The organism is Collimonas pratensis, from assembly GCF_001584185.1.
Classification (GTDB): domain Bacteria; phylum Pseudomonadota; class Gammaproteobacteria; order Burkholderiales; family Burkholderiaceae_D; genus Collimonas; species Collimonas pratensis.
Genome location: NZ_CP013234.1, coordinates 5,199,658 through 5,212,709 on the forward strand (window position 1 = coordinate 5,199,658; position 13,052 = coordinate 5,212,709).

Below are 13,052 nucleotides of genomic sequence, written 5' to 3' on the forward strand. Positions count from 1 at the left end.
GCAATCCATTATTCATGCTTTTGCTGCAATAAAGTCACCGTGGCGTTGACGATCCCCGGCTGCGGAGTGGCGCCACCCAATGCCGTAACGCTGGCATCCACTACCTGCCATTGCGAACTCTTCTGGACGTCGTCCAGCCAGTCGAGCAAGCCGGCAAACGCCACCGCCGCCAGCTGCACCTTGGCCATGTCGCCGTTCAGCGTCACGCTTTGCGCGCTCAGGCCCTTGCCCTTCAGCGCTGTTTCAACCGCCTCTTTGCTCAGAGGCGCAGCCGGACGCTCCGCCATCTGGCCAGACAGGGAGGCCGCCTTGGCCGTCAAAGCCTGTAATTCGGCGGCTTGCTGGCGCAACGCCGGCAAGTCCTTCTGCAGGCGGGTGCGGCCGCTCAGGGCCGGATCGAGCAGCAGCAGATAAACGATGGCCAGCAGGATCACTGCCGCCGCTGCACCGAGCAGGCGGCGTTCGCGCTGGTTTCTTTGCGCCCAGTAGGCGCCGGCCGGTGTTGCAATCCGGTCCCAGGCTTGCTGCAAGGGGTTGCGTGTAGACGTCACTTGCCGCTCCCGATCTGCCAGACGCCGGTAGCCGGTTTGCTGAGCGTTAATTTCATGCTGGTCAATGCACTCTTGAGTTGCGCTTCGGCGCCATCCGCGTCGCCGAGATTTTTCAGGCGCACCAGCAAATGGTGGTCACGATATTCCAGGCTGGCGATGGCGCCGTTGTCGGAGCTTTGCGGCAAGCCGGCCCAGGCTGAGCCGAAAGCCGCAGCCAAGGTAATGAAATCGTCCGCCGCCAGCTGGCCGCCGTCGCGCTGGGCAGCGGCGACTTTCTGCTTGGCCTGGGCGATCGGATCGACGATCACGGTTTCTTTCGGGAATGCCGCGCGGTAGCTTTGCATCATGCCGCTGCGCAGGGCAGTCGCTTCGCGCCGCATGCGCAGCCAGTCGTAGTTCAGGCTGACGATGTTCACCAGCAGCAGCGCCGCCGCCAGGCCCAACGGCCAGCGCCAGCGGCGCCAACTGAATTCGGTGCCGGCCGCGCTGGCGGTCAGCCCGCTCATCAGGTCGACGCCGCTGCGCGCCAGTTCCTGAGTGCCGGCCAGCCAGTGCGACCAGTCGTCGGCGAGCACGGTCACCTGCGCCGGCTCCAGTTCCTGGTAGGCCGCCAGCACAGTCTGCGGCACATATAAAGTGATCTGCTGCTGCGGCAGGATTGAGATCAGCCCTTCCAGCACTTCCTGCGCCACCGACTGTCCCGATACCGGCGACAACGACCAGCCCATGCCCTGTTCGGCGGACAAGCGCAGGGCGACATCGATGTCGCCGCCGTGATCGGTGATGGCGGCGACCGCCATATCCGGCTCGCGCAGGGGCAGGCAAAGCTGGGCCGGCCAGGCTTGCAGATTATGCGCGCCCAGCGCCAGTAAAGTCTTGACCAGCAACTCCAGCCAGTCCCTTTGCACCACGGCGATCAGACGCTGGTTGTTGTCGCCGGCACGGCCCGCGGTGCCGGCGCGCTTGCGGCCGGCGACGATCACGCAGTCGAAGGGATCGACCAGCAATTGTTCTTCCACCAGGTTCGGCAGCGCCGTCTTCAGCTTGGCGTCCGACATGGGCGGCACCTGCAGCTGCAGCAGATTGACATCGGCCGCGGCCAATATCAGCACTACCCGGCTCGCCGCTGCAATCTGCTCGGCCAGGCCGGCCAGCTGCTCGGCGCCTTGGCGCTCGATGCGCCCGGCATCCGACACCAGCGCATAGCGGCAATCGGGCATGGCCACCGCCGCTGCGCTGTCTACAGTCGCCCTGGCGGGCAGGCGGAGAAGTAAGGTACTCAAAACGCATCTTCCATTTATTGTTCTCTAATCCACACGATATTGGTGCTGGAACTGGGGCCACTCGTAATACGGTTCAGCAAGGATACGGTATTCAAGGCGGCACGACCCATGCGAATCTTGCCGTAGACCAAAAAAAAGTTACTGGAAACCGCAATTTTCGCGGTGTCCGGTACGGATATCTGGAACAGATTTAACATCTGCGCAGTGAAATTGGGGACATCCGTAAATGGCGCCGTGCGCCGCATGGCCACCAGCGTCGTGGCTTGCGCCAGCGACAAGTTGGGAAAACGGGATGCCAGCACCTCCGCCGACGCCGTATTCGCGTTGATTGGCGTAGGGCCGCCGGTCCACGGCAGCACGACGACATAATCTTTCAATTGGCGCACGATATCCGGGGTGAATCCCGGTACCGACAGCAGATCGTCGACTTGCAGCATCGGCAAGGTCGCGCTTGCCGTGGCGGTAGCCGTAGTCTGCTGTCCGGGCACGGGCGGCGGCGCCGACGGGGCGGCCGGCAATCCTTGCGCGATGGCCTGGGCAGCCGCCGTGGCCAGCGTGGCCGGCAAACGCAGCGAACTCAGCAGGCGCTTGAAAGCGAGCACCTCATCAGCGGATGGGCTACCGTTCACGCTCAGGTTATTCAGGTTATAGCGCGACTGTGCATCGACGATATTGCCGGACAGGATGGCATCGCCGGCATCGCCGACTGCCTGGCCGTCTTCCACATACTGGTCGAGGCGGGTGTCAGCCAGGGGCGCCGCCCACGGCTGACCCAGATAGTCGTACTGGAATTGCTTGCTGCTGGCGCGCAGGATCATGCTGGCCCAGTCCAGCGCGCCGCGCATGATCCAGTTCTTCTGCAGCTGCAGACGCTGGTTTTCAATGGAACGCACTTGCACCTGCTGCTGCCAGAACAGGCTGGCGACAATGGTGACCGCCAGCGTGGTCAGCAGCAAGGCGGTCACTACCGCCACGCCGCGCTGGGCGCGGAGGCTGCGCAACGGCCGCTTCATGAGGCCCCCAGCAGGAAAGTCTTGGCCATGGAACCGTTATGTCCGCGCAGTTGCAACGAGACCTGCAAGCCGGTCCATTTGTTGGCGCTGGCATTGCTGTCCTGGCTGCCGGCACTGATGGCCGACGAGGGCCGCCAGCCCTGCTGGTCGCTGCCCCACACCTGCATCTGCATGCTGGCGACATCGGATTGCAGCAACACCGCCTGGCTGTTGGCGCCGTCGCCGGCATCGCTGAGCGCGTTCTGCCACAAGGTGTCGATGACGTTCGGATCACGCGTCGGCGCCGACTCCTGACGCGTCAGGTGGCCGTCGCGCAGGCGGTAGTCCACTACTTGCAAGCGGGTCGGCTGCTGGTCGGCGAACACCAGCCGCACCATCAGCAGCCGTCCCGGCTCCGCCGACAAATAGGGACGCGTGGTCATCACCATCTTGGGCGCGATTTGCGCACAGTCGCTTTGCAGCTGGGCAAAGGTTAACTGCATGCCGCGCGTCTGTTCCATCTCCGCCGTCAGCGAAATCCGCGAGCGCACGATGCCATCCAGGCCGCGCCAGCCCAGTACCGCCACCATCGCCAGGATGGTGACGGCGATGATCAGTTCCACCAGCGTAAAACCGCGGCTGCCGTTGTTCAGCTTTCTGCTAACGCGCATTCGGCACCACCTGCGACAGATTGAGGATGCGCCGCTCGGAGCTGGCGTCGGCGAATACCGACACTTCCACCCGCCGGAAATAGGGATTGGGCGTGCCCAGCACATGTTCCTGGCAATACAGCGGCAGGTCGCCCTGCGGGCAATCGAAAGAACGGTTGCCGATGGCCGGCCATTCATGGCCGAGGCGGATTTGGGTCAAGCGATTTTCAGCCGACCAGGAAGCCATCATGGCGGCCCGCAAGCCGCTGCTGTTCTGCGTCAGGCTGCCGACGGCGCGCAGGCTGGCGCCCAGCGCGGTGCCGACGATGACCAATGCCACCAGCACTTCCAGCAAGGTGAAACCTGCTTCATGAGGGCGGAGAGGCATGCGCAAGTTAGGCATTTATTCGACCGCGAAATGACCGATGCCATCAGCACGGATCAGGACTGTGCTGTCGCCGCTGCTCATGGTCAAGGTAAAAGGCTTGTCGACCGGTTCGCGGCCGAAGGTGATGCGCATCGTGTTGGGCGGCGCCGCCTCAGTCGGCGGCGGCTCCATGCTCAGCGACATCGGGCTGCGCTTGAAATCGCGCTGGCGCAGCATGTCATCCTGGGCCAGCGGCTGCCAGCCGGTCTCTTCACGCACCATGAAACGGTAGCTGTTGGCGTCGGCTTCGAAAGCAGTGGGGCGACCGCGCAGGATGGCTTCCTCTCGCGTCAGCTGCAGCAGCAAGGCAATCCGCTTGGCATCGTCCTGCACGACCTGCTGATCGCTGCGGAAAGCGTTAAGCGACACCACGCCCAGCGTGATGCCCGCGATCACCACCACCACCAGTAATTCCAGCAAGGTGAAGCCGCGCGATGCACCTTGGCGCAGATTGCGATGCGCCATGAAAGACATTATTACAAGTCCCAGGAGCCGATATCGGCGTCGTTGCCTTCACCACCTGGCTGGCCATCGGCGCCATAGGAAAATATATCCACTTCGCCGTGAATGCCGGGCGACAGGAACTGGTAGGGATTACCCCACGGGTCTTTGGGCAGCTTGTCGATGTAGCCGCCGCTCTTCCAGCCATTGGCGGCAGGACCGCTGGTCGGCTTGACAACCAGTGACTGCAGGCCTTGATCGGTGGTCGGATAACGCTGATTATCCAGCTTGTACAGCTTGAGCGCCTGCATCAGGGTGCCGATGTCCTGGCGCGCAGCCTGGATCCGCGCATCATCGGTGCGGCCCATCAGTTTAGGCACGACCAAGGCCGCCAGGATCCCCATGATCACCACCACCACCATGATTTCAATCAGCGTGAATCCGCGTTGCATAAGGGCAGAGCGACGTCGAACAGCCGGGAGCATTGTGCTATGCATTTCTTTCCTTATCAAAAAAACCACGACCATGTTTGGAAAGGGCGATTATATGCCGCAATCCTTGCCAACAAGCAGGAGAAATACACTTAATTATCTTGCGTGTATTTATCCGGGTTTTGTCATTGAATTGACACAAAGAAATGATATTACTTGATGCAGCGGCAAAGCGGCATAACGACATTGCATCACTATGTAAAATCGGCGAAAACCGCCTATGCAGCTTCTTCGCGCGGATTGCGCGACAGCAGGAGTTCCATCACCGATCGCAGGGAAGCGCCGTCGAACAGCACGCCGGCGACCGCATTGGTGATCGGCATGTCGACGCCGCGCTGCTGCGCCAGGGCGCGTACCGCGGCGGCGCAACGCACACCCTCGGCCACATGGCCGAGCTCGGTGACGATGGACGTCAGCGGCTTGCCCTGCGCCAGTCCCAGCCCGACCTTGCGATTGCGCGAGAGGTCGCCGGTGCAAGTCAGGATCAGGTCGCCGACGCCGGACAAGCCCATGAAGGTTTCGCTGCGGCCGCCAAGCGCGATCCCGAGCCGGGTGATTTCCGCCAGGCCGCGGGTGATCAGGGCCGCCCGCGCATTCAAGCCCAGTCCCAGGCCATCGGCCACACCGGTGGCGATCGCCAGGATGTTCTTGACCGCGCCGCCGACTTCAACGCCGACCAGGTCGTCGGTCGAATACACCCGGATGTTATCGCCGTGCACCGCCGCCACGACCTGTTCGCACAGGCCCGGATGGACACTGGCAACCGACAGGGCGCAGGGCAGGCCGCGCGCGACTTCTTGGGCAAACGATGGTCCTGACAGCGCCGCTGCTGGGATCGCATCGCCCAGCACCTCGCGCACGATCTGGTGCGGCAGCAGGCTGGTGCTTTCTTCAAAGCCTTTGCACAGCCAGACGATATTCGGGATCGGATAGGGCTTCAGTTGCTGCGCCAGTTCACGCAAGCCGGCTACCGAGGAAGCCACGATCAGCAAGCCCTCGGCCTCGCCGCCGGCGACATGCGCGACCGCCTGTGAAAAATCGGCTGAAAGGAGCAGATTGTCCGGCAAGGGGAAACCAGGCAGGTAAGCAGTATTTTCGTGCTGGGCGGCAGCCGCCGCCATGGTGCCGGGATTCCGCCCCACAGCGTCACGCTATGGCGCTGCGCCAGCGCAATCGCCAGCGCCGTGCCCCAGGCGCCGGCGCCGAGTACAGTTATATTCATGGATGGGATGGTGGGTTCAGAGGGCACGGGCTAGCCTCGAAATGACAACAATATGGGGAGAAATCAATCGCCCCAGACCTCGGACGCCTTGACGTAGCCAGTCTGGCCATCGCGATGACGTACCTTGGCCCAACCGGAAGCAACCGGATCGACCAGCTCTAGCAGCACACCCTTGTCGGCGCTAAACACCACCGCCGCAGCGTCGTCCGGATTGGCACGGATCTTGGCGTTGGCTACCGTGACCTGCAGGTTGCGCTTGCCGACCAGCCCCTTGGACTGCAGCCACGACAAGTCGCCGCTGGCGTCGCGCACTTTAGTCCATTCGCCATAAGTCAGCACGACTTCGACCGGCATGCCGCGCGGTGCAACCGCTACGCGCCTGCCCTTTTCCGAAGGTGCATCGTATAAAACCACAGGTGCTGCGCCAACCGCCTTGAAATCGAGCGCGTGGGCAGAACCGGCAACGCCGAGCAAGCTTCCCAGCAACAACGTGGCGGCAGCGGCTTTGCGTGCAAAATTCATTTATAGATCTCCAATTGCGGCAGGATTTGCAGGAAGAAGCGGCGCCGTCTGGGGACAGCTGCCGTTCTCCCTGTCGTTCTACCTGCGGCGATCCTCAACGCAGGCGCTAGCGACCGGCACAGCGCCGGTCCCGCGCCTTGCGGAATTAGTTGATGGCTGTCGAGCCGTCAACCGCGATGCTGTCGCCGCTGCCTTTTTGGGCTTGTTCGGCCAGCGCTTGCAGACGCTGCTGGTAGAACACTTCGAAATTGATTTCAGCCAGGTGGATAGGCGGGAAACCGGCACGCGTGATGGCGTCAGCCAGGTTGGCGCGCAGGTACGGGTAGACGATATTCGGGCAACCGATGCCGAGCAGCGGATCCAGTTGTTCAGTCGGGATGTTGCGCAGTTCGAAAATGCCGGCTTGCTTGCCTTCGACCAGGAACGCGACCTTGTCTTTCACCTTGGCGGTGACGGTAACCGTCACGGTCGACTCGAAAATGCCTTCAGCCAGCGCTTCGGCGCCGACATCCACGGCGACTTCGATCTGCGGCGCCTCTTGCTCGAGGAAAATGGCCGGCGAATTCGGTTGTTCAAGCGACAGATCTTTCAGGTAGACGCGTTGAATCTGGAACACCGGTTGCTCAACTTGTTGGTTCTCTTCAGCCATGACACTCTTTCAGTTAATTTAAATTAGCCAGATGGCAATATCTGCAACTGGCCGGTTTTCAATGCAGTTCGCAACAATACCTGATTCGCAGGAGAAATTGCCGAAAATCAGGCGCATATCAGGCACTTTTCAGCAGGGGCTCCAGCTTGCCATCGCGATCGAGCGCATGCAAGTCGTCAAAGCCGCCAACATGGGTTTCACCGATATAAATTTGCGGCACAGTGCGGCGACCAGTCTTTTCCATCATGGTCGCGCGCTGCGACGGATCGAGGTCGATCCGGATTTTTTCGATATTCTCCACGCCTTTTGCCTTCAGCAGCTGCTCGGCGCGGATGCAGTATGGGCATACTGCGGTGCTATACATTACAACATGGGCGGTCATGATTACTGTTCCTTGTTCGGCTCCGCCGCCATTCAGGCGGGCAGTGCTTATTTGACGGTAGGCAGGCCCTGGGTCTGCCAGGCGGCGATGCCGCCTTCCAGGTTATAGGCCTGGGCAAAGCCGGCCTGGCTCAATTGCGCTACCGCCTTGGTGGCCTGGCTGCCGGTCTGACACACCACCAATACGTTCTTTGCTTTAAACTTGTCCAGTTCGGCAATCCGTTGCGGCAAGTCTTTCAAGGGGATGTTCTTGGCGTCGATCAGGTGGGCAGCAGCAAAAGCCTCGCTGTCGCGTACGTCCAGCACCAATGTCTTGCCTTGGTTAATCAGCTGGGTCGCCTGCAAGGTCGAGACCCGGTTACCGCGCTTTTGCAACAAAGGCAGCAACAATGCACCACCCGATAATATTGCTACTGCAATCAGAAAAATGTTATCAATCAAGAATTTCACGGGTATCCAATGGTATTAGTTAATCCCGCCATTATAAAATAGAAGCTGTAGCGCCATTCAATTCGTATCAGGTCCTGTGCAAAAGTTGGCTGCGTTGTTGCTCTTGTATCACGACCAACAAGTATGGGGTTTCGCAATTTCGCAGCTTTTACCTCATGTTTTCTTTGTAATTTAACCCTTTATCTGATCAGTTGAGGACAGAGTAATTCGCCACGCTGCGGTGGCTCTTAAACTCTGTCCCGCAATTAACTATGTATAAAATCGTATTGATGCGTCACGGCGAATCCACCTGGAACCTGGCGAACCGCTTCACCGGCTGGGTTGACGTCGACCTCACCGAAAAGGGCGTAGCGGAAGCCAGGCAAGCTGGCCAGTTGCTGCTGCAAGCGGGCCTTACCTTCGACCTGGCTTATACCTCGGTGTTGAAACGCGCGATCCGCACCCTGTGGGGCACGCTCGACGAGATGGATCTGATGTGGCTGCCGGTCAAGCATCACTGGCGCCTGAACGAGCGTCACTACGGCGCCCTGCAAGGCTTGAACAAGGCCGAAACCGCCGCCAAGTACGGCGACGAACAAGTCATGGTGTGGCGCCGCAGCTATGACACCCCACCGATGCCGCTGGAGCCGAACGATCCGCGCACTTCCTACGCCGATCCACGCTACGCCGGCCTGAAACGCGAGGAAATCCCGCTGACCGAATGCCTGAAAGACACCGTGGCGCGGGTATTGCCGTTCTGGAACGACGAAATCGCGCCATCCATCCGCAGCGGCAAGCGCATCATCATTTCCGCCCATGGCAACAGCCTGCGCGCCCTGATCAAGATGCTGGACGGCATCAGCGATGAAGATATCGTCGGCCTCAACATTCCTAACGGCCAGCCGCTGGTGTATGAGCTGGACGCGGACCTGAAACCGATCAAGAGCTACTACCTGGGCGACCAGGCGGCGATCGCAGCGGCGATGAACGCTGTCGCCAGCCAGGGGAAAGCGAAATAAATATCTCGCCGGGCCGTTTCCTGACACCCTTCCGCAAGCGCAAAACCAGCCATGCCAGGCTTCTGGCATGGCCTTTGGCGCTGCTGCTGGCGGTAACGCTGGCGACAGCCCTGCCTTTGGCCGCTGACGCGGCTCCCGCCAAGATCACTGAACGCAGCAAGCAAAAACAGGTGGCGGAAGCGCAGCGCGCCGACTTGCGGCAAAAGCTGGACAGCCTCAAGCGCGACATCAGCCAGACCGAAACCGCGAAGGACGATGCCAGCGACGCCCTGGCCGACTCGGAAGAAGCGGTTTCCAAGGCCACCCGCTCCCTGCGCGACCTCAGCGCCGAACAGCAGCAGACCGAGGCCAAAGTAGCCAAGCTGGCCAAGCAGCACGACGATCTCAGCAAGACCGTGGCCAAGCAGCAAACCCAGCTGGCCAATCTGCTGCGCCAGCAATACGTCGCCGGCAACGAGGACCGCATCAAGCTGCTGCTGTCGGGCGACAATCCGAACCGTATCAATCGCGACCTGCAGTACATGGGCTACGTCTCGCAAGCGCAAGCCAAGCTGCTGGAATCGCTGCGCGCCAACCTCGCCGCGGTGGAAGCCAACCAGACCGAAGCCCAGAACGCCAAGGACGACCTGGATGAAATCGCCCAGGAACAGCGCGACCAGAAAAAACTGCTTGAGCAGGAAAAAGCCAAGCGCGCGACGCTGCTGACCCAGCTGTCCAGCAAACTCAACAGCCAGCGCAAGGAAGCCGGCAATATCCAGCGCGACGACCAACGCCTGTCCGGCCTGGTGGACAAGCTGGCGCAACTGATCGAGGCGCAGAAACAGGCGGAAGCCGCCGCCCGCGAGAAACAGCGCCAGCAACAGCTGGCCCAGGCGAAAGCCAAAGCCGAGGCTCTGGCGCAAGCCCAAGCAGCGCGCGAGCGTCTGGCCGAGCAGCAACGCGCCGCCCAAGCCAGAAAGCCGCCTGCCACGGACAACAAGCCCAAGCCGGTCAATCCGGACGCCATCGACGACGATCAGCCGCCCGCCGTGGCCGTCACGCCGCCGGCGCCAACCCCGGCGCCAGTGGCGCCGGTCGCGCGCAACGAGCTGACGCCGGAACCCGAAGTCAAGGATGTTTCCTATGGCAAGCCATTCGAATCCCTGCGCGGCCAGTTGCGGCTGCCGGTGCGGGGCGACGTCATGGCGCGCTTCGGCAGCAAGCGCGGCGACGGCCCAAGCTGGAAAGGGCTGTTCATCCGTACCCCGGAAGGCGCCGAAGTCAAGGCGGTTGCCTCCGGCCGCGTGGTGTTCGCCGACTGGCTGCGCGGCTTCGGCAACCTGATCATTGTCGACCACGGCAACCAGTACATGACTATTTACGGTAATAATCAGGCATTATTGAAGCGCCCCGGCGATGCAGTCAAAGCCGGCGACGTGATTGCCAATGCCGGCAACAGCGGCGGCAATGAACAATCGGGTTTATACTTCGAAATTCGGCATCAAGGCCGTGCGTTTGACCCACTCGGGTGGGTAACTACTAGGTGAAACATGGGCAGTAAGCTTAAAAATATCGGTCTAATCAGTTTAGGCGTCATTGCAGGTATCGGCGCCTCTATCCAGTTTGACGCCATTGCGCAAAAGAGTGCTGCTGCGCCATTGCCGCTGGAAGAATTGCGGCAGCTGGCCGATGTGTTCGGACTGATCAAGTCCGACTATGTGGAACCGGCGGACGACAAGAAGCTGCTGACCGAAGCCATTTCCGGCATGGTCGCCTCGCTCGACCCGCACTCGGCCTATCTGGACAAAAAAGCCTACAAAGAGCTGCGCGAGAGCACGCAAGGAAAATTCGTCGGCCTCGGCATCGAAGTCGGCATGGAAGACGGCTACATCAAGGTGGTCTCGCCGATCGAAGATTCGCCGGCCTACCGCGCCGGCATCAAGGCGGGCGACCTGATCACCCGTCTTGACGGTGCCCCGGTCAAGGGCATGACCCTGGAGCAAGCCGTCAAGCGCATGCGCGGCGAGCCGAACACCAAGATCGTGCTGACCATTTCGCGCAAGGACGAAGACAAGCCGCTGATCATCAGCATCACGCGCCAGGAAATCCGCGTCCAGAGCGTCAAGTCCAAAGTGGTGGAGCCGGGCTATGCCTGGCTGCGCATCACCCAATTCCAGGAACCGACGGTGGACGACATGGCCAAGAAGATTGCCGCCATCTATGCCCAGGAACCGAACCTGAAGGGCTTGGTGCTGGACCTGCGCAACGATCCGGGCGGCGTCTTGCCGGGCGCGATCGGCGTCTCCGCCGCTTTCCTGCCCAAGGATTCGGTGGTGGTGACCACCAACGGCCAGCTGCCAAGCTCCAAGGCCTCTTTCTACGCCAAGCGCGAATACTATGCCAACCCGGGCAACGACCCGCTGGCGCGCCTGCCTGAAGCCTTGAAAAAGGTGCCGATGGTAGTGCTGGTGAATACCGGTTCCGCCTCGGCTTCGGAAATCGTCGCCGGCGCCCTGCAAGACTACAAGCGCGCCACCATCATGGGCACGCAGACCTTCGGCAAGGGTTCCGTGCAATCGGTGATCGCCCTGCCGCCGGACCGCAACACCGCAGTCAAGCTGACCACCGCGCGTTACTACACGCCTAACGGCCGTTCAATCCAGGCCAAGGGCATCGTGCCGGACGTCATGGTGGATGAATATGCCGACGGCGACGGCTTGAATGGCTTGCGCTTGCGCGAAGCCGATCTCACCAAGCATCTGAGCAACGATACCGACAAGGGGCCTGAAGTCAAGGCGCCGAAAGTGGACGAGCTGGAAGAAGCGCAACGGATTGCCGCTGCCGAGAAAAAGCGCAAGCCCTTGGAATACGGCAGCAAGGATGACTTCCAGCTGGCGCAGGCGCTCAATCAGCTGAAGGGCTTGCCGGTACAGGTATCCAAGGTCAAGCCGGAAGTGCGTTCGGAAAACGACAAGGACGACAAGCCAGTGAAAGATGACAAGCTTGACCCGGCCGCCGGCGCCATCATCCACAAGGATGAGCCGAGCGACGACAAGGCTGGCGACAAGAAGAGCGATAAAAAATAATCGTTTTTCGGGCTACACGTAGGGTGGGCACCCGTGCCCACGCGTGACCTCAAACCCGCCCGCAAAGTTTAGGCACCGCGTGGGCAGAAAAACCCGCCCACCCTACGCTATGAATGACCAGCAATTACTCCGCTATTCGCGCCATATCCTGCTGGACGATATCGATATCGCCGGCCAGGAGAAATTTCTGGCGGCGCATGCGCTCATCGTCGGCGCCGGCGGCCTCGGCTCGCCGGTGGCGCTGTACCTGGCGTCGGCCGGCGTCGGCCGCATTACGCTGGTGGATAACGACACCGTCGACCTGACCAACCTGCAACGGCAAATCCTGCATACCAGCGAGCGCGTCGGCCTGGCCAAGGTCAGCTCGGGCAAGACTGCCATGACGCAGATCAATCCTGACATCGACATCGTCGCCCTGTCCGAGCGCGCAGACCAGGCCCGCCTGCAGCAACTGATCGCCACGGCCGACGTGGTGATCGACTGCAGCGACAATTTCGCCACCCGGCAAGCCATCAACCGCGCCTGCGTTTTCTTGAAAGTGCCGCTGGTATCGGGCGCGGCAATCCAGTTCGACGGCCAGATCAGCGTCTTCGATCCACGCTCCGACACATCGCCCTGCTACGCCTGCCTGTTTCCCCCGGACCGCGAATTTGAGGAAGTGGCTTGCGCCACCATGGGTGTGTTTGCGCCGCTGGTCGGCATCATCGGCAGCATGCAGGCGGCCGAAGCGCTCAAGCTGATCGCCGGCATCGGCACGTCATTAGCGGGCGTGCTGCTGATGCTGGATGCCCGCAGCATGGAGTGGACCCGCATCGGCGTCGCCCGCGATGCCGGCTGCCCGGTGTGCGGAACGCAGCATCCCTGAATATGCATTGCAAGGTACTGCATGCGAATCGGCGTTTATGCAATTGCCAAGTTGATTATTAGTAA

The 13,052-nt window shown here is 61.2% G+C and carries 15 protein-coding genes and 1 pseudogene; 4 read left to right on the top strand and 12 right to left on the bottom strand.

What is annotated here, in order from left to right:
• Positions 1–8: 8 nt before the first annotated feature.
• The 12 genes and pseudogenes from gspM to CPter91_RS23180 all read right to left on the bottom strand — a co-directional run bounded on the left by gspM (position 9) and on the right by CPter91_RS23180 (position 8,059).
• Positions 9–551 (bottom strand): type II secretion system protein GspM, encoded by a 543-nt coding sequence (gene gspM, locus CPter91_RS23125; RefSeq protein ID WP_061944766.1) that lies wholly within the window; start codon positions 549–551, stop codon positions 9–11.
• Positions 548–1,834 (bottom strand): type II secretion system protein GspL, encoded by a 1,287-nt coding sequence (gene gspL / locus CPter91_RS23130; RefSeq protein ID WP_236905892.1) that lies wholly within the window; start codon positions 1,832–1,834, stop codon positions 548–550. Before gspL ends, gspM begins: the two co-directional genes overlap by 4 nt.
• A 14-nt stretch (positions 1,835–1,848) precedes the next feature.
• Positions 1,849–2,847 carry a type II secretion system minor pseudopilin GspK gene (gene gspK, locus CPter91_RS23135; protein ID WP_061944772.1) on the bottom strand — a complete coding sequence of 333 codons (999 nt, stop codon included), beginning with the start codon at positions 2,845–2,847 and terminating at the stop codon, positions 1,849–1,851.
• On the bottom strand, positions 2,844–3,497 hold the full coding sequence (locus tag CPter91_RS23140) for a PulJ/GspJ family protein (protein WP_061944775.1): 654 nt from the start codon (positions 3,495–3,497) through the stop codon (positions 2,844–2,846). Before CPter91_RS23140 ends, gspK begins: the two co-directional genes overlap by 4 nt.
• Positions 3,487–3,864 (bottom strand): type II secretion system minor pseudopilin GspI, encoded by a 378-nt coding sequence (gene gspI, locus CPter91_RS23145; protein ID WP_099047320.1) that lies wholly within the window; start codon positions 3,862–3,864, stop codon positions 3,487–3,489. Before gspI ends, CPter91_RS23140 begins: the two co-directional genes overlap by 11 nt.
• A gap of 15 nt (positions 3,865–3,879) precedes the next feature.
• Positions 3,880–4,368, bottom strand: coding sequence for a type II secretion system minor pseudopilin GspH (gene gspH / locus CPter91_RS23150; RefSeq protein WP_205631632.1), 489 nt, complete (start codon positions 4,366–4,368; stop codon positions 3,880–3,882).
• Positions 4,369–4,379: 11 nt separating this feature from the next.
• The gene (gene gspG, locus CPter91_RS23155) at positions 4,380–4,796 is read right to left on the bottom strand and encodes a type II secretion system major pseudopilin GspG (RefSeq protein WP_197481614.1); all 417 of its coding nucleotides are present in this window, start codon (positions 4,794–4,796) and stop codon (positions 4,380–4,382) included.
• Positions 4,797–5,053: 257 nt separating this feature from the next.
• Positions 5,054–6,057: pseudogene (locus CPter91_RS23160) on the bottom strand (NAD(P)H-dependent glycerol-3-phosphate dehydrogenase).
• Positions 6,058–6,120: 63 nt separating this feature from the next.
• Positions 6,121–6,579, bottom strand: a complete 459-nt coding sequence (locus CPter91_RS23165; protein ID WP_061944784.1) for an SH3 domain-containing protein — start codon at positions 6,577–6,579, stop codon at positions 6,121–6,123.
• A 145-nt stretch (positions 6,580–6,724) separates the two neighbouring features.
• Entirely contained in the window at positions 6,725–7,228 is a 504-nt protein-coding gene (gene secB, locus CPter91_RS23170) for a protein-export chaperone SecB (RefSeq protein WP_061944787.1), read from the bottom strand.
• Positions 7,229–7,346: 118 nt separating this feature from the next.
• The gene (gene grxC / locus CPter91_RS23175; protein WP_061944790.1) at positions 7,347–7,610 is read right to left on the bottom strand and encodes a glutaredoxin 3; all 264 of its coding nucleotides are present in this window, start codon (positions 7,608–7,610) and stop codon (positions 7,347–7,349) included.
• A 47-nt stretch (positions 7,611–7,657) separates the two neighbouring features.
• On the bottom strand, positions 7,658–8,059 hold the full coding sequence (locus CPter91_RS23180) for a rhodanese-like domain-containing protein (RefSeq protein WP_061944793.1): 402 nt from the start codon (positions 8,057–8,059) through the stop codon (positions 7,658–7,660).
• A 251-nt stretch (positions 8,060–8,310) separates the two neighbouring features.
• Between CPter91_RS23180 and gpmA the strand changes: the two genes are divergently transcribed.
• The 4 genes from gpmA to CPter91_RS23200 all read left to right on the top strand — a co-directional run bounded on the left by gpmA (position 8,311) and on the right by CPter91_RS23200 (position 12,987).
• On the top strand, positions 8,311–9,057 hold the full coding sequence (gpmA, locus tag CPter91_RS23185; RefSeq protein ID WP_061944796.1) for a 2,3-diphosphoglycerate-dependent phosphoglycerate mutase: 747 nt from the start codon (positions 8,311–8,313) through the stop codon (positions 9,055–9,057).
• Positions 9,058–9,131: 74 nt separating this feature from the next.
• Positions 9,132–10,583: a murein hydrolase activator EnvC family protein gene (locus tag CPter91_RS23190; protein ID WP_061944799.1), complete on the top strand. Its 1,452-nt coding sequence runs from the start codon at positions 9,132–9,134 to the stop codon at positions 10,581–10,583.
• Between the two features lie 3 nt (positions 10,584–10,586).
• Positions 10,587–12,122 carry a S41 family peptidase gene (locus CPter91_RS23195; protein WP_061944802.1) on the top strand — a complete coding sequence of 512 codons (1,536 nt, stop codon included), beginning with the start codon at positions 10,587–10,589 and terminating at the stop codon, positions 12,120–12,122.
• Positions 12,123–12,231: 109 nt separating this feature from the next.
• Entirely contained in the window at positions 12,232–12,987 is a 756-nt protein-coding gene (locus CPter91_RS23200; protein ID WP_061944805.1) for a HesA/MoeB/ThiF family protein, read from the top strand.
• The last annotated feature ends 65 nt before the right edge of the window (positions 12,988–13,052 follow it).

Bases quoted from the DNA above. Each gene is read 5' to 3' on its own strand.
- CPter91_RS23195 (WP_061944802.1), top strand. From the start codon at position 10,587: ATGGGCAGTAAGCTTAAAAATATCGGTCTAATCAGTTTAGGCGTCATT.
- CPter91_RS23140 (WP_061944775.1), bottom strand. From the start codon at position 3,497: ATGCGCGTTAGCAGAAAGCTGAACAACGGCAGCCGCGGTTTTACGCTG.
- CPter91_RS23200 (WP_061944805.1), top strand. From the start codon at position 12,232: ATGAATGACCAGCAATTACTCCGCTATTCGCGCCATATCCTGCTGGAC.
- CPter91_RS23165 (WP_061944784.1), bottom strand. From the start codon at position 6,579: ATGAATTTTGCACGCAAAGCCGCTGCCGCCACGTTGTTGCTGGGAAGC.
- gspK (WP_061944772.1), bottom strand. From the start codon at position 2,847: ATGAAGCGGCCGTTGCGCAGCCTCCGCGCCCAGCGCGGCGTGGCGGTA.
- gspI (WP_099047320.1), bottom strand. From the start codon at position 3,864: ATGCCTCTCCGCCCTCATGAAGCAGGTTTCACCTTGCTGGAAGTGCTG.
- grxC (WP_061944790.1), bottom strand. From the start codon at position 7,610: ATGACCGCCCATGTTGTAATGTATAGCACCGCAGTATGCCCATACTGC.
- secB (WP_061944787.1), bottom strand. From the start codon at position 7,228: ATGGCTGAAGAGAACCAACAAGTTGAGCAACCGGTGTTCCAGATTCAA.
- gspH (WP_205631632.1), bottom strand. From the start codon at position 4,368: ATGGCGCATCGCAATCTGCGCCAAGGTGCATCGCGCGGCTTCACCTTG.
- gspG (WP_197481614.1), bottom strand. From the start codon at position 4,796: ATGCAACGCGGATTCACGCTGATTGAAATCATGGTGGTGGTGGTGATC.
- gpmA (WP_061944796.1), top strand. From the start codon at position 8,311: ATGTATAAAATCGTATTGATGCGTCACGGCGAATCCACCTGGAACCTG.